This window comes from Acinetobacter sp. ESL0695 (assembly GCF_029392135.1).
GTDB lineage: Bacteria > Pseudomonadota > Gammaproteobacteria > Pseudomonadales > Moraxellaceae > Acinetobacter > Acinetobacter pollinis.
Genome location: NZ_CP113935.1, coordinates 59,616 through 76,836, shown reverse-complemented (window position 1 = coordinate 76,836; position 17,221 = coordinate 59,616). Strand labels below are relative to the sequence as shown.

General features: G+C 38.5%; 6 protein-coding genes and 3 pseudogenes. 5 read left to right on the top strand and 4 right to left on the bottom strand.

Translation table 11 applies throughout. The features are described 5' to 3' along the window. Window positions 1–102: 102 nt before the first annotated feature. The 3 genes and pseudogenes from OZX61_RS12395 (at window position 103) to OZX61_RS12385 (ending at window position 1,923) form a co-directional block, all read left to right on the top strand. Window positions 103–1,071, top strand: a complete 969-nt coding sequence (locus OZX61_RS12395) for a hypothetical protein (protein WP_277095717.1) — start codon at window positions 103–105, stop codon at window positions 1,069–1,071. 92 nt (window positions 1,072–1,163) lie between these two features. Further along, window positions 1,164–1,318: pseudogene (locus OZX61_RS12390) on the top strand (transcriptional regulator); the annotation flags it as partial. Window positions 1,319–1,408: 90 nt separating this feature from the next. Then, window positions 1,409–1,923, top strand: a pseudogene (locus OZX61_RS12385) (sel1 repeat family protein). Between the two features lie 96 nt (window positions 1,924–2,019). Here the strand turns inward: OZX61_RS12385 and OZX61_RS12380 are convergent. Both OZX61_RS12380 and OZX61_RS12375 read right to left on the bottom strand, forming a co-directional pair. Then, on the bottom strand, window positions 2,020–2,535 hold the full coding sequence (locus OZX61_RS12380; protein ID WP_277095716.1) for a hypothetical protein: 516 nt from the start codon (window positions 2,533–2,535) through the stop codon (window positions 2,020–2,022). A 114-nt stretch (window positions 2,536–2,649) separates the two neighbouring features. Beyond that, on the bottom strand, window positions 2,650–3,030 hold the full coding sequence (locus OZX61_RS12375) for an Imm41 family immunity protein (protein WP_277095715.1): 381 nt from the start codon (window positions 3,028–3,030) through the stop codon (window positions 2,650–2,652). A 151-nt stretch (window positions 3,031–3,181) separates the two neighbouring features. On the opposite strand from OZX61_RS12375, the pseudogene OZX61_RS12370 reads away from it, so the two are divergent. Then, window positions 3,182–4,258, top strand: a pseudogene (locus OZX61_RS12370) (ISNCY family transposase); the annotation flags it as partial. 53 nt (window positions 4,259–4,311) lie between these two features. Continuing rightward, window positions 4,312–5,007 (top strand): IS6 family transposase, encoded by a 696-nt coding sequence (locus tag OZX61_RS12365; RefSeq protein WP_277095714.1) that lies wholly within the window; start codon window positions 4,312–4,314, stop codon window positions 5,005–5,007. Window positions 5,008–5,198: 191 nt separating this feature from the next. Here the strand turns inward: OZX61_RS12365 and OZX61_RS12360 are convergent, their stop codons facing one another. Further along, window positions 5,199–5,591 carry a hypothetical protein gene (locus OZX61_RS12360; protein WP_277095713.1) on the bottom strand — a complete coding sequence of 131 codons (393 nt, stop codon included), beginning with the start codon at window positions 5,589–5,591 and terminating at the stop codon, window positions 5,199–5,201. Between the two features lie 2 nt (window positions 5,592–5,593). Then, window positions 5,594–17,209 (bottom strand): hemagglutinin repeat-containing protein, encoded by an 11,616-nt coding sequence (locus tag OZX61_RS12355; protein WP_277095712.1) that lies wholly within the window; start codon window positions 17,207–17,209, stop codon window positions 5,594–5,596. Between the last annotated feature and the right edge of the window lie 12 nt (window positions 17,210–17,221).

The following is a 17,221-nucleotide window of genomic DNA, read 5'->3' as shown; positions in this document are numbered from 1 at the left end:
TTGGTCAATAACAGCTCGAAACGGAGCTATTAGCTCCCTTTCTATTATGTTAAGTGGCATACTGATATTTTAATTTATTTCTTTAATAGTCTTTGGAGTTCTATGAGGATAAATGGATTTGATTATCTAAAATTATCAGAATTATGGCATGGCAAAATTTTTAGTTCCTCCTATGATAAAACTCTATTGTATTTATTTAAACAAGGAACGCCTTTCATTCTTAAAAATAATGGGGCATCAACAATTACTGTATTTAAAAGAAATTCTCAACATCTAACTACTCCAAGCTCAATTCCTTTAATTTTTAAATCAGGTTTCATTAAATATTTAACTATTCCATATGCACATAGAGACCTGTGTATTTTGGGAATTCCCTCCAATGACATTGATAAAACGCAAACAGTATATGATTTTCCAGTATCGACGAAAGCTATTTATTCTCTATGCTCTAATAAATTTTACCCCTATCTTAAGCGATTATTTGAGTTGGAATTAAATGAAAATTTAGAGTTTATGCTGATAGGTTTACAACATGACTATCTTGATTTAAATAATGGGTTTGATGACTTTAGTCAGATTAGTTATTTATTGAGCCAAAAAAGTTTTCCTAAGCTAAAAGTTTTTAAATATGGTTTTGATGAATTATATGTCAATGTATGCCGAGTTTACTCTAATTTAGGAGATATTACAGAAGTCATAGAAAATATGCCTTCTTTAGAAATATTAGAAATCACAGGTGCTTTTGAATTGACAAAACCATTAAATCTTAAAAGTCTTAAATCTATAAATATAGATATAGATTTAGGTGTCCAAGATTGTAATGATGTTATGGCTATTTCTCAAAAGACATTAGATTTATTAATGTCTTCAGCTGTGAATTGTGAACTAGAAAGTTTCACGCTTGATATTATAAATACAGATATTCACTATCAACTTGATATAGATTTATTTAAAAGAAATAATTTTTTTAAACTAAAAAGAGTATCTATATCTGGTAATTTCCAAAGTGATTTAAAAAGTCAAATACATGGTTTATTGGGCTCAAATGTAAAAGAACTACTTATTGAATAGAGATAAGCAACCACCTTTTAATCGGTTTTTTCATATTTTTTAAACTTAACATAATACATATTATGCGAAATAAAAAATGGAGCATGAAGCTCACGCTTTGTATCAAACAGCCTTCACTTTCAGCTATCGAAAATCGTGGCAATGATCTAAAAATTTCAACCATGAAAAAGTATGTAGAAGCAATGGGAGGAAATTCCGCATTGATGTAAAGCTTCCAACAAAAACGCATATAGGATTCAATGTTTAATAGACATAAAAATGGAAGCTATAAGTTTCCATCTTTTTTGGATTATTCCTAATCTAAAAATTAAATATAATTGTAAATTAAAGGTAGAAAATGAAAATTTTCAAAATCATATACATTTCTTTAGGACTAATACTTTCAATGGAAACCCTAGCTAATCCAATATTTTCAAATAACTTATTAATAAAAGCCCAAAGTGGAGGTTCGTTGGCGCAATTAGAATTAGCTGATGTGTATGTACATGGTTATGTCGTTGATCAAGATGAAGCTGAACTATTAAGTCTGCATAGAATGGGAATGTCAATACAATGTATTGGCTTAGTGATGGTTATGTGACATATGTTGGTTTAGTTGAAGATACAGATATAACTGATGCTGAATAACATTATAAAAAAGCCTTTATCTGGTTTTCAAAAGGAGCTGATCTGAATTACACAGATTCTATGGTGAAGTAGTAAAAAAGAATACAGTCAAGTTATTAAATTTATTTAATAAAGCTGCATCTCTTGATAGCTATGAACGATCTTGAATTTATGTATAAATATGGAGTTGGTGTAGAACAAGATTTAAATAAAGCAAAGTTCTGGAAAGGTCAGCCGAATGTATAACCATTTAAAACCACCATCAGAGTTTATAAGACATGAGAACTCATTGCCCTCATTTTTGATTTGGATAACTTACCTTATATTAATAGTGAATAGTTTTTAGAGATTTAAAATGCTTTTTAAATCTTTTTCTGTTATTTTCCAATTTGAAACTCCTTCTACCCTATCTGATAGATATAAATAGAATTTATCTATTCTGTTTTTATCAAAATAAAAAATAGGGAAAGTTCTTCCGTAAGCCTTCTTAATTTTCTTAAATGACTTATTTGTAATGAACGTTTTTTCATTTTCCGTAATAAAAACAAAAGATTCCGTAATAAAAAAATCTTTACCATCTTCAGAAATTAAGTCATTTTTATGAATAGTGTACTCTTCAGGAATAATTGTATATATTCCAATTACCTTTACATGACGCTGAGCATTTTCATAATTTTTTATAAAAGCTGAAACCTCTCTATTTTTTAATGAGTATTTCGCAGCATGTTTCCATTGGGAAATATAATTTTTTTTAGCCCAATCTCTTAGATTTAAATTGAATTGTTCATATTCACCATCTAGCAATATACCAGCAATAATTTCTTCATCCTCAGGGAAAAATTTTATTAAATCTAGCATTCAATTACCTTTTAAATATTTTGATTAGTATTCACGGTATTAGATTAAGTATCTCTAAAATTAACATAATACAGGTTGTTTGAAATGCTCATTTTCGTGTAACTTACCATTATGTTAAATTGAAAAATTTAGCAAAGGATTAGCTTCTTGAAAAATATTTTGGCTAGGCATTGATTTAGAGAAATAGCCTTCGAATACTAATTGTACTCTTTCTCTTAATTCATAAACTTTGCGACGTTTTAAATTTTTTATTTTAAAGCCATCATGTTTATCTAAATGATAGCTAATTTTGCACATAATCATGCTAAAAATTCTAAATATTTCCCAGTGAAATTTTTCAAAAAAGTTATCTTCAATTTCATAAATACTCCACTCTAAAAGCCAATATTCATTAATATCCCATAATTCTTCTTCATGTAGCTTTCCTAAAAATGAATCATCATCAAACAAATCATTGTGAGGAAAATTACGTAAGATAGTTTTTTGTGCACCCATAAGTATGATTCTTTAAATAACCTAAAATTAACATAATACAGCTTATCTGAAATGCCTAATGTTAGAACCCAATTAAAGTGTCTATATTCTCACCAATAAAAATGTCTAGTTTATGATGGTAAACCCATCATGGACTGGATATGAAATATAGATGCTGATCACTATGTCTGACAAAGAAACTCAACGCCTTGCCGTTTTACAAGACGTTCGAGATCAACGTATTACTCAAGTCCGTGCTGCTGAAATTCTAAATCTTTCTACCCGTCAAATTACTCGATTAGTACAGAAATTCAATCAAGATGGTATTTCAGGTTTGGCTCATGCAAATCGTGGCCAACCTGGCCACCACCGCTATGATGAAGCGATAAAGTCTGAATGTCTTGCGATAATTTCTGAACATTTGCTTGGATTTGGCCCTACATTGGCTCATGAGAAACTCAGTAGCAGATTCGGCTTTCATATTCCTGTAGAAACAGTCCGTCGTTGGATGACAGCAAATGATTTATGGATTCCGCACTCTAAGCGCACTAAACGTCCTTATCAGCCACGCTATAACCGTGACTGCATTGGCGAGTTAATTCAAATTGATGGCTCATACCACGATTGGTTTGAAGGACGTGCTGCTAAATGCTGCTTGCTGGTGTATGTCGACGATGCAACTGGAAAACTGTTACACCTAGGCTTTTGTGAGGCTGAAACAACCTTTGATTATATGATTTCAACTAGAGCCTATATTGAACAATATGGCAAGCCATTGGCCTTTTACAGCGACAAGCACTCAGTCTTTAGGGTGAATCAGAAATCAATGAAAGATACGAGTATCACGCAATTTGGGCGCATTCTCAGTGCTTTAAATATCGACCTCATCTTCGCCAACTCACCACAAGCCAAAGGTCGTGTATAACGTGCCAATAGAACCCTTCAGGATCGTTTAATTAAAGACATGCGTTTGGAAGGTATTCATTCAATTGCTGAGGCAAATGCTTGGTTGCCTTGCTTCATTGAGCAATTCAATCAGAAGTTTGCTAAATGTGCGAGAAATCCAAAGAATTTACATCGCCAACTGATAGAATCTAAGATTGAACTTGATGATATTTTTACTTGGCAAGAGCCACGTAAAGTCACCAAGAGCCTAACGATTACTTATGACAAATGTATTTATATTCTGGAATCTACGGAATTGAATCAAAAATTGGTTGGCCAATACATCTCATTCTTAGAATACCCGGTTCTGTCGCATTAAGAAAAGTCTGCTAAACTGATTTAATTTTCAGTCATCTCATGAGCATTATTTCCCAAGCATTTAAACGCCTTCATTATCCAACAGACGTGATTGCACAATGCTTACGCTGGTATCTGAGCTACGCATTAAGCTTAAGAGACCTTGAGGAAATAATGAAAGAGCGTGGAATTGATATTGATCACTCAACCCTGCACCGTTGGGTGATTCGCTTAACCCCTTTACTGGATCAGGCCTTCAAAAAGCATAAAAAAACGGTAGGATTACATTGGCGGATGGATGAAACCTATATTAAGGTGAAAGGGCAGTGGAAATACTTGTATCGGGCTGTAGATTCGCAAGGGAAAACCATCGATTTCTTACTCACAGCCAAGCGCAACGCCCGTTCAGCCTTGAGATTATTACATCAAGCCATATGCAACAATGAATATCCTCATACGGTAACCATTGATCATAGCCCATCAAATCATGCCGCATTAAACCATCTGAATAAAGAAGTTGATCCTACAATGAGCTCCATTAACATACGGCAGAATAAATACTTAAACAACAGAGTAGAACAAGACCATCGATTCATTAAGCGACGTATTCGACCCATGTTGGGGTTTAAATCATTTTGGTGTGCCAAAATGATTTTATCCGGCATCGAATGGATGCACATGCTGCGTAAAGGACAACTCAATGCATCAAAAGATGAAACGACATCCATAGGATTATTTTATCTGTTGATGGCGTAAAACATCAAAAATAGTTAAATGTTCGCCTCTAATTTCTTAATGCGACAGAACCGGAAATTAGGTGTTAAGAGCGTTGTTGATTTGTTTAAAAATCACTGTGGTAAATACTTTTAGTTTTTAATATATCTTCATATGAAAAAGGTGTTGGTCTCTTTTCCTTCTTTGATTTGTAAAGTCGAACTCAGGTCAACTTATACAAAATATGTCTTATCATAGCGATCATCTTTTATAACTAATGGTTCAAGTAGCTCAAACCAAACTTGTCGAGCTCTAGATTTAACCAATTGAACATCTGTAATCCAATCTTTTTCCTTCCATGACGCTTCTGCCAGTCGCAGCATATATTTGCGAATGAACTTGACCACCAAATTAAAATCAATACTAGATAACTCTGTAAACGTATAATATTCGAATAATGTAAATTCTTCTCTTGCTATTCCATCATATAAATGAGGATGACTTAACAGTAAAACCTCCTCTAACAACACACCAAATGCATCCCAATATATGCTGTTCATTTCACACTCTAAAACATCAAATAAATGATCTTCACGCGTATGTCTTCCTACATAAATACTACTCATAATTATCTCACTATGATTATTTTAGATCGTTGCTCTTCAGGCAATTTTTTAACATAATTCAAAAATACTTCTTGATTAGCTTTTGTCAGAACTCTAAAGTCAACAGGTACGAAATCAGCTTTGTTTAAATGTTTCTGAATATTATCAACACCGGGGATTCTACCGGTTTTTTTATCTACAACAGTCATATTTTTTTCATAAAATTTATTCAGTCCATCAATCTCTCTTTGAGTTAAATTATCTGTTGTATACATAGCATCAACTGTTTTTCCTTTGTTTGGACCAGATGTTATTTCCCAATCAGGATTTTTATTTAATTGACTTTCAGATAATTCATATTTTTTCATAGGGCCAAGCACATTTTCTAGTTGAGCACCCGTAGCTGCTTCTGCTGGTTTTAGCTTCCCTTGATCAAGTTGGTTTAGTTTAGCATGCCCTTCAAGAGGTGTATTAGTAATGTTGACTTCTTTAATGCCTATATTATTTAAATATGTATCAGGCTTAGCCTCAACTTTAGCCTTCTCATTCTCAACATGTTTTAAAAAATTAGAAGCCTCTCGTGCTTTTGCACTTTCTGTAATATTCGTATATATCGTTGTACAATTTCCTGAAGTACATCTTATGGTTGGAAAATCTACACCCTTTGTAGGAATCTCAACTGTTTCTCCTATAGGCGTTTTTATCGAATTAGACTTTAGGAACACCCCACCTTTAATCATGGCGATACTACCAATTGCATCTATTCCAGACAATACACGCTCTAGCGTAGACATAGATTCACCATTTAATAGTGACTGACCTACAGACGCCTCATATCCACTTAAAGCCGTATTAGCAATAGGGCTTATAAATGAGTTACCTCTTACAAGATTCTGAGCTGTGGTTTGTGTCTTCAACATATATTGCGCTTGATCCGCTAAAGACAATAAAACAGCTTGTTGCTTTCCTTGAACTTCAACAATCTTATATTGTAGTCCTGATCCATCTGTTGGACTTGAAATAATGTCTCCCGTCTTATAAAGCCCTTCTTGTACTTGAACTGTCTTTGGTGCAACGCTCATCGCATCATTGGCATTTGCAATGACAAGCTTTTCTCTACATTCATAGGTAGTACATGCAGAAAGCTTTTGGAAATATTCATTATTTTTAGCTTTATTGGCACTTTTGTCTTTATTTAGAACACCAAATAAATTATTCTCCACCGCATTCTGACTAAGCTGACCCGTTTGGGTTGCTGTAGCAACATCACCACTATTGGCACCTAAGGCAGCACCACTACTGGCTAAACCAACAATTGCACTAATGGTTCCTTTTTCTTCAGCCGTCAAATCTTTGCTGTCTTTACCATACACATAATGCGAAAGTAACGGAGCAGCAGCTTCGCTTGTGCCTGTCGTCAGTCCTGCAGTCAAAGCATTATTGCCCCCTGAAGCTGCAACCGCCGCACCCAATAATGTATGTGCCAATACATGTGCTGTTTCTTGTCCAGTGGTCAGCTTGCCATCGCTATTCTTCTCTGCAAGTCCCTTAAAGTATTGTCCAATCTCATAGCTTGCTGCCGGACTTAAACTCGCTGCAGCAATACCCACTGCACTACCTGTAGGGGCTGAAAGCCCTGTTGCAACGGTATCAACCACTACACCTAAGCGTTGTAACTGTTTCTCTTTGGCGTTCTTGGTCTCTTCTGTAATCTTTCCAGCATCATAGTCCTGTTTTACCTGATCAATTTGTTTGTTCAACTCTCCTTTAACAAACTGACGGTTTTCATCAAAACGCTTACTTACGGCAACTTGGCTGTCGAGGTCAGACTGGAGTTTGTTCTTGTCAAAGTTGTTCTTTAATGCACCACTTTGTGCTGCTGCGGTTTCTTTGGTGACATCCGTGTAAAGATCACGCTTGGTCTCATCAACCGTTTTACCCGTCAGTGTTTGCTGACCCACTTCATCTGTAATGGTAATATTCTTTGTATTGATCCCACTATGGGTCGTACTGCGTTGTGTGTCACTGTCAAACCCTGCACCCATCGACTTACTGGCCGTGACCGAATTCTCTTTCTTCGGTGCTGTATTATTCGTCGAGGTCGAAGCTTGCGAGGTATTTGCACTTGCTTGACTGTTCTTTTCAATACTACCACTGATTCCTACAGATGTACCTTGGTATTGGGCAACATTCTCTAAGTCACGATGTGTTAATGTACCTGTTTGTAGACGGTTATGGTTTTGGTCTTCTGCACTTTGGCTTGAGGTAACTACTGCACCTGTAAGGTCAGTGTTGTTTTTTACCTGTATTTGGTAACCTGCATCACCTGTGTAAATCCCTGTTTGCTCTTGTACTGAAGCATAGTGAGCACGTATGTCTGAATGGCTAAAGCTGCCTGAGGCAGAGGTGCCTGCACCTACCGTACCTTGTGCACTGACATTGGTTTGCTTACTTTTATAATCCGAGGTATCTTGTAAGCTCATCAGCTTTAAGTCTTGGGCTTGAATCTGTACGCCCGACCCTTGAATTTGCCCACCTTGAACTGTGGTGGTTGCACCACTTTGTAGTTCGGTGATGCTGTTTTGACTCCCAATATGACTGTTTAAGTAACGGGTATCTTCTCCATTACCCTTTCCTCGTCCAAGACTCACATTCGCGGTAACACCAACACCCTGAGTGGAGGCTGTAACTCCTGCACCCCAACCTGTGCTCTTGTTACTACTTTGCTCCGTGCTGTATTGTTTCGCTGCGCCAATGTCGATGTCTTTGACTGCTGTCAATTGTGTCCCTTGTAGGCCTGTAATGTCTGAGCCGTTAACGCGTATGCTCGATGTTGGATCACCGAGTGCTTGAAGGTGAACTTGCCCTCCACCCAAAATCTGACTGGACTGAGCCGTGGTACTTTGTCGATCATTGGTCTCTAAAGATCGCTGTTCTCCATATGTTAAACTCACACCAACTTTTAGATCGCTTGGATTTTTAAGCTGACTCAAGTCTTTTAAGTTTTGTGCGGTCTTATAACCTTCAACCCCGCTGTTTATCGCAGCCATCGCTTGCACACGAGTGTGTTGCCCTGCTTGGGTTTGTTTAATGTCTTCACCCAAGTTTTTCGCAGTTTGTATCGCACCACTCACCATAGGAACATCGACAGCCAGTGTCAGTGCCTTTTGTTCAACCTCATGTCGGTATGATGAGGAGACTTTCTCTAACGCTGCGTCTACTTGAATGTTTTGTGCCGTAATATTGATGTCACCTTTAGGGGCTGTAATTTGACTACCAATTTGTTGATAGTTTTTCCCCACATTCAATGTGATATCACGTCCTAAGCTACCCACGGTACTGCCGTGGTTTAATATAGATGTATCATCGAGTGTGGTTTTTTCCTTTTTAGATCCCACACTAAAGCCAATCCCCCCACCTGTAGAGAGGAATCCTGATTTTTTGGTTTCGTTAAATGTATGGTCACGATACAGGTCTTGCGCACCGACAATACTTAGGTTTTCTTTCGCATTAATGTTGACCAGTTGGTCAGCAACCACTTGACTGCCCTGTAAATGGATATTTGTACCATCAAGAAGAACATTTTTGCCTTCAACGGTACTTTCTATCGTTTTATCACTAAAACGGTCTGTCACATTGAGTTCAGACTTCGACGACAAGAAACCATGACTACTGATCTTATGCGATTCATTGAAGGTGTTAATCTCTCTTCCTTCTTTGATCTGTATATCGCTCTTGGCAAGAAGTCCTGTTGTCCCTGTTTGGCTATTCAGATGAGAACCAACCAATTGGATGTCTTTGCCTTGAACAACCAAATTCCCCTGACTAGTGATTTCTGAGCCAACATCTTTAAGTTGGCTTTGGTGGACGTAGTTGTTTACATCTTGTTCTGTATGCGTGGTTTTTTCTGTTCGTATTGCCCCAATCTCAATATGGTTGCCTGCAGTTAAATTGGTCGTACCCAAGGTATTGTTAATTTGTGCACCTTTTAACTGAATGTCTTGTCCAGCATGCACACTTAGACTTGGAGTCGCTGTGATTGAAGAGCCATCTACAGGGGCAATGTAAATACTCGCAACGCGATCAATACCAGTATATTGACCAGAGCTTTGGTCTTTATGCGCTTCGCTCTGTTGTACGGTGCTGTTGATGTGAATATCTTTACCTGCATTCAGTGCAACTTGTTGTCCTTGTATTTGCCCACCTTCAATAAGAATGTTGTTTTTAGCAGCCATCTGAACTTGGTTGCCTTCAATACGACCCTTCAACACGTTGATATTATTGGCACCTAAAACAACTGCTTCTTTACCTGCAAGTGTCGCGGTGTTGTTAATCTCATTTTCACTGTTGATCAGCACACGATCAGCGGAGATTAATGTCCCATCGCCTTTGAGCTCGCCTGCTCGGCTACGAACATACACTTGAGGCACAAGGGCTTGAATAACTTTTCCATCGGCCAACTGGACAGGTCGCTCGACCAACCAAACAATATCACTGGTTAAGTGCGACATTTGCTCGGCGGTCAACGCAACGCCCGGACGCAAATCATATGCTTTGGCAAAGGTCAAACCGTTGTTCATCAATGCTTGGTATTGTTGATCATCATCGGTATAACCATTTAAGAAGCGACGGCCTGTAAGTTGTGCAATCTGGTCTTGAACTAAACGTTGTTCGTAGTAGCCATCACCTAATCTCTTTTGAGTTAAAGCAGGGTCAAACCTTAATGCTTTAAGCATATAATCTGATGATAACCAGTTTCTATAATTGGTAAATGCAGGGTCTGTTTCTACAAGATAATTGGTATTTGATGCCGGATGAACTTGATACAATGCACTTTGTGGTACTTGGACTGTACCTAAGTCGATGTGTCGAACTTCGTCTGCTTTAGATGTATTCGGTATTGCGACCTCTGCTGCTTTTTCATTCACAATGGCGGTGATTAACTCTTTTTGCTGCGGTGTGAGTGTATTGCCTTGCGAAATGAGTAAGTTTTCCAAGGTATCTTTTGAAAATTGTCTAAGCTTTCGATCTACTTGCCCATTCATCATTTGACTATTAAAAGTACCATTAAACGTCTTTATAATTTCTTCAGGCTTTAACACCTCTTGTTCAAGATTCTCCTTATTTTGTTGATCCGCTGATAAGCTATAGTTTAAGTTTGATGCCAATGATTCATTTAATGGTAATTGAGTGGCTTGACCATCTTTTATTTCTATCTTATCTAATTTGGCAGTCTCATCCGGTGTCATACGCTGATCAACGGATACAGCTTGGTTAGTATTTAAATTGAGATGACTGTCTTGATTATTTTTATCTCTTTCAGTGACATGACCATACTCTGCTTGAGCTATTTTATTATCTGTTAAAACTTGACCAGTAGACGTAGTTTGAAGATCAGTAATAGAAAGATTAGTCGTATTATCATTCGACTCGTGTTTTAAGTGTGCCTCTGTATTGATGTCCTTTTGAGTATTTACACTTTGATTTGTCAACTCAGATGTCGATAATTGATCCACTGACAACAATGTTGTATTCGTATTTTTCGTTGTCGTATCAACTGAATTTCCTTGAATAGTTGTAATATTGCTTTCTTTGAGAGTTTGTTTACTCTCATCAATATTAGTAATTTTATTCGCCTGATCATGAGACAAGGGTGACTGTGTTATTTGAGTTGTATTAGAACGCTTCAAATCTGTTGAAACAGAGGATGAATTGTCTTGTTGTAAAGTTTTTTGATTTTCTTTGTCTGTACCTGTTGTTTCAATCACATTATTCGGATCTGAGTGACTCACAGCACTGGTTGTCGGTTTATCCGAAGAAATTTCTGCATTCTGAATAATTTTTCCAAAGGTAATATTTTGGCTTGTTATTTCATCTGCTGGGGTATACGCAGATTTTCCATGATAAACATCTCTCTTATGCTGTTTTAATCCTTGTCTCTTAAATTCAACTGTATGATATTCATAATTACCATTCGACACTCTTGTAATGTTTCTTAAATCAGTGGTTTGATTATTGGTAACTTTACTATCAATCGATAACGTACCTCCCACAATCACTTCACTGTTTAAGTTATTGAACTCATTAGAATGAATATCTAAATTTCCACCAGCAATAATTTGGGCAGGACTACTTGTCTTAACAACCTCTTTTTCTACAATTCGATCATAATTGTAAATCCCATAGTCTTCGGTAATTTTTGTATATTGATCAGGCGTAACCAATACTTGTTTGGTACCTGTTTGTACTCTCCTACGTCCTTTTCTCTCATAAACTGGTTGCGTTTCCCATCTTGGTTGTCTTTCAGCTTCAGGTTTTAACACCCACAACTCACCATTTGGTGCTCTACCAATATTTCTAAGCTGAACAACACTAGAATCCCACTTTTTACCGTCTTTTTCATATTCTGTTATATGCTTACGTTCGACTTCTTCCGATTGAATCACAAGATTAAGATTCTTATTCTCAATGGTGTCTGCAGCTAAAGCCATATTGCCCATAGATTCGATACGGGCACTGCCATTGTAAATTCTCTTACCTTGACCAATCGCTATGTGTGCCTCATTGAGTGATCCGCCAACAGATAAATGACCTTGGCTAAAAATCCATGCATTGTCTGCTGCTTTTTCATGAATACTGCCTTGTTGGGCAAAGTTATTTAAATATTGAACTCCTAAGTCGAGATTACCTCTTGAAGCAATAACTCCACCTTGTTGCGATGTATTCGTATTATTTAGTGTCACTGCATCGACAGCAATATGGTCACCATAAATTCTTGCGCCATTATTGTTAATCGTACGAGACTGAAGATAGGTTTCTCCACCATTAATCAAGCCATAATTATCAATTTGCTCTTGTGCTTGTATGTTGGTTTCTTTTGCACTAATTGTCGCATCCGTTTCATTTACAATTTGCTTTGCATTTAAATTAACTTTTTGTCCCGCAGTTAACTTAGCCAAGTTACGAATATTTTGATCACTTCGAATAGATAATGCACCGTCTGCAAGGAAATGATCATTTGCTGTATGTTCATAACTATCTGTTACATGAACATTCATATCACCATTGGTTTTAAACTCACCTGAAGTGGTTAAACCTTTTAAATCTAAGTTAATTTTCTGACCAGCAAGTATTTTTCCTGTATTTGTAAATACAAGACTTGGCGCTTTTAGATTAAAATCTTGCCCTGAAGCAAATACGCCTCCTGAGTTATCTAATGTTTCAGCAACATCTAAAGTCGTATTAGCAACAGCAACCGCACTACCATCAGTATTTAAAATTTCTTTGGCAGTCATTTGAATATTTTGACCAACAATTCCTTTTAAATTTCCACGATTATTGATCTGCTGTGCAGTTAAATGAATATCACCTTGCGATGTAATTTGACCATGTGAAGCATTTGTAGATGAACTACTGTTATCAATATGATTTGCTACTACCGTTGTTTCTTTCTGTCCAGAAATAAATCCATCTGTATTGACTAAATCATTCTCAAGGTTAATGTTGAGTCCTTGAGCCGAGAGTAACGTTCCCTTCGTATTGTCTAACTTAGAAGCCTGAACTGTAATATTTGTACCTGAACCAATATAACCCGATGTATTCACCAATTGTTTAACATGGTTCAGCACCATATCACCATTACTCAAAATACCATGGTTTAATTCACTTGAACCTTGATTAATTAAGTCTTGGCCTTGGGCATCAATATTTAATTGATGTGCAGATTGTATTAACCCACCATTATTGGTTAAACCATATGATGAAATATCTAGGCGCTCACCTGCAAGGATTTGTCCAGTCGATTGGTTGTTTAAGTTTGTTACGCCAAGATCAATCTGATTGCCCGTCAATTGACCTTGGTTATTCAGCGTAAGCCCTTTCACCTCTAACTGGGTTTGACCTTGTATCAAACCACTGTTATTGAGGGTATTGACGTTGAGATGCAGTTCTTTTGATCCAATCTGTCCTTGTTGGTTGTCCAATTGAGCTGCGTCAATACGTGCCGTATTTTGACCCACCAAACGACCTGATTGGTTGTTGATCTGACCTGCATGCTCAATTTGTAAGTCACCACCACTTAAGATCCCCCCTTGGTCTTGGGTATCTTGGTTGTCTATCACATCATCTTTTGCATCAATATGCAGATGCGTTCCTGCTTGAATAAGCCCTTGGCTGTTGTCAATCCCTTGGGCAGATAGATCTAAGCGCTGACCAGATTGTAATACCCCTGCATGGTTGTCCAAACGACCTTGTTGTTCAAGCGTCATGGATTGATTTGAAATTAATGACCCTGAACGATTGTTAAGGTGGTCACCTTTGATGTCTAACGTGTTGCCTTGAATTAAGCCTGTTTGATTGTCAAGGTCACCGCCCCATACATGCACATCACCTGCAATACTGGCAATCTGCCCAGATTGGTTATCGATCGTTTGACCGGTCAATTGCACTTGTTTATTGGCCAAAATACGACCCGTACTGTTCTTAAGTGCATCACTGACAATCGTTACATTGCCCTGACTTTGAATTTGACCCTGTTGGCTATTGTCTAAATGCTTGCTCTGTAGATCAACAGTTGTTCCTGCATTGATCATCCCTTGTTGGTTATTCAGATCAGTGCTCTCTACCATGACCTGCTGGGCACTTTGTAGTGCCCCTTGTTGGTTTGCAAGCTGTGTGCTGTGAATGCGAACATCACCCAGTCCTGCAATCTGACCCGATTGGTTGTTTAGGTCTTGTTGCACAGTCATGTTTAACTGACGCTGTTGATCTGTTTGTAACATCTGAGCTGAATGATGATCGAGCTGATCTGCTTTGATCTCAATCCCTGCAGCTTGGGTTTTTGCATGGTTTAGATCAATATGGCTACCTTGAAGTTGAAGCTGACCTTGGCTTTGGATCTCACCTTGTCCACCATCAATCGCTTCGCTTGTTATTCCCAACGTCCCTGAACCCGTATGGAGTATGAGTCCAGATTGGTTATCTAGCGATTGGCTGACGATATCTAAATCACCTGCATTGGTCTTAATCTGGCCTTGGGCGTTGTTAATCTTGGCAAGATGAATGTTTTGTCCAGCTTGACCCAACTGAACAATTTGACCCTGTTGGTTATTCAGGGTTTGTCCTGTTAACTCAACTTGATTGGCTTGGAGTTGTCCCTGTTGGTTATTTAATATCTGGCCTGCACTTAATTTCAGTTGATCTTTGGCTTGGACTTGGGCATTGGCAGTTGATACATCTCCCTCCACCGAGCTAAGGTCAATGGCTTGTGCACTGATACGACTTTGATCTAAGTTCAATAATTGTTGGGCTACTGCTTGGAGTTGTCCACCTGCAATTACTTGACCCTGCAGTTCAATGTGCTCTGAAGCATTTAATTTCAATTGACCCGCTTGACTGAGCTTACCCGCTTGATCCAAGCCAGACCATAAGCTACCTGTGCCGCTTTGGACCAGTTGTGAACCGACCCACGTCAGTTGCTCACCTGCAGCAAGCACCCCATCGTTGTGGACGTTTTTATTCGTGAGGTTCAGTTGCTTGTGCGCAAATATCTGACCTTGGTTATTGAGTTGTTGTTGAGCTAAGTCAATCTGTTGACCTTGAAGCTGACCTTGGTTATTTAACTGTGTACCCGAAGCCTGTAGGCGCTCACCTGCAAGGATTTGTCCAGTCGATTGGTTGTTTAAGTTTGTTACGCCAAGATCAATCTGATTGCCCGTCAATTGACCTTGGTTATTCAGCGTAAGCCCTTTCACCTCTAACTGGGTTTGACCTTGTATCAAACCACTGTTATTGAGGGTATTGACGTTGAGATGCAGTTCTTTTGATCCAATCTGTCCTTGTTGGTTGTCCAATTGAGCTGCGTCAATACGTGCCGTATTTTGACCCACCAAACGACCTGATTGGTTGTTGATCTGACCTGCATGCTCAATTTGTAAGTCACCACCACTTAAGATCCCCCCTTGGTCTTGGGTATCTTGGTTGTCTATCACATCATCTTTTGCATCAATATGCAGATGCGTTCCTGCTTGAATAAGCCCTTGGCTGTTGTCAATCCCTTGGGCAGATAGATCTAAGCGCTGACCAGATTGTAATACCCCTGCATGGTTGTCCAAACGACCTTGTTGTTCAAGCGTCATGGATTGATTTGAAATTAATGACCCTGAACGATTGTTAAGGTAGTCACCTTTGATATCTAACGTGTTGCCTTGAATTAAGCCTGTTTGATTGTCAAGGTCACCGCCCCATACATGCACATCACCTGCAATACTGGCAATCTGCCCAGATTGGTTATCGATCGTTTGACCGGTCAATTGCACTTGTTTATTGGCCAAAATACGACCCGTACTGTTCTTGAGCGCATCACTAACAATCGTTACATTGCCCTGACTTTGAATCTGACCCTGTTGGCTATTGTCTAAATGCTTGCTCTGTAGATCAACTGTTGTCCCTGCATTGATCATCCCTTGTTGGTTATTTAATGTCTGGCCTGCACTTAATTTCAGTTGATCTTTGGCTTGGACTTGGGCATTGGCAGTTGATACATCTCCCTCTACCGAGCTAAGGTCAATGGCTTGTGCACTGATACGACTTTGATCTAAGTTAAATAACTGTTGGGCTACTGCTTGGAGTTGTCCACCTGCAATTGCTTGACCCTGCAGTTCAATGTGCTCTGAAGCATTTAATTTCAATTGACCCGCTTGACTGAGCTTACCCGCTTGATCCAAGCCAGACCATAAGCTACCTGTGCCGCTTTGGACCAGTTGTGAACCGACCCACGTCAGTTGCTCACCTGCAGCAAGCACCCCATCGTTGTGGACGTTTTTATTCGTGAGATTCAGTTGCTTGTGTGCAAATATCTGACCTTGGTTATTGAGTTGTTGTTGAGCTAAGTCAATCTGTTGACCTTGAAGCTGACCTTGGTTATTTAACTGTGTACCCGAAGCCTGTAGGCGCTCACCTGCAAGGATTTGTCCAGTCGATTGGTTGTTTAAGTTTGTTACGCCAAGATCAATCTGATTGCCCGTCAATTGACCTTGGTTATTCAGCGTAAGCCCTTTCACCTCTAACTGGGTTTGACCTTGTATCAAACCACTGTTATTGAGGGTATTGACGTTGAGATGCAGTTCTTTTGATCCAATCTGTCCTTGTTGGTTGTCCAATTGAGCTGCGTCAATACGTGCCGTATTTTGACCCACCAAACGACCTGATTGGTTGTTGATCTGACCTGCATGCTCAATTTGTAAGTCACCACCACTTAAGATCCCCCCTTGGTCTTGGGTATCTTGGTTGTCTATCACATCATCTTTTGCATCAATATGCAGATGCGTTCCTGCTTGAATAAGCCCTTGGCTGTTGTCAATCCCTTGGGCAGATAGATCTAAGCGCTGACCAGATTGTAATACCCCTGCATGGTTGTCCAAACGACCTTGTTGTTCAAGCGTCATGGATTGATTTGAAATTAATGACCCTGAACGATTGTTAAGGTGGTCACCTTTGATGTCTAACGTGTTGCCTTGAATTAAGCCTGTTTGATTGTCAAGGTCACCGCCCCATACATGCACATCACCTGCAATACTGGCAATCTGCCCAGATTGGTTATCGATCGTTTGACCGGTCAATTGCACTTGTTTATTGGCCAAAATACGACCCGT

Excerpts from the sequence above, each read along its gene's own strand:
- OZX61_RS12395 (WP_277095717.1), top strand. The coding sequence starts at position 103 with ATGAGGATAAATGGATTTGATTATCTAAAATTATCAGAATTATGGCAT.
- OZX61_RS12380 (WP_277095716.1), bottom strand. The coding sequence starts at position 2,535 with ATGCTAGATTTAATAAAATTTTTCCCTGAGGATGAAGAAATTATTGCT.
- OZX61_RS12375 (WP_277095715.1), bottom strand. The coding sequence starts at position 3,030 with ATGGGTGCACAAAAAACTATCTTACGTAATTTTCCTCACAATGATTTG.
- OZX61_RS12365 (WP_277095714.1), top strand. The coding sequence starts at position 4,312 with ATGAGCATTATTTCCCAAGCATTTAAACGCCTTCATTATCCAACAGAC.
- OZX61_RS12360 (WP_277095713.1), bottom strand. The coding sequence starts at position 5,591 with ATGAGTAGTATTTATGTAGGAAGACATACGCGTGAAGATCATTTATTT.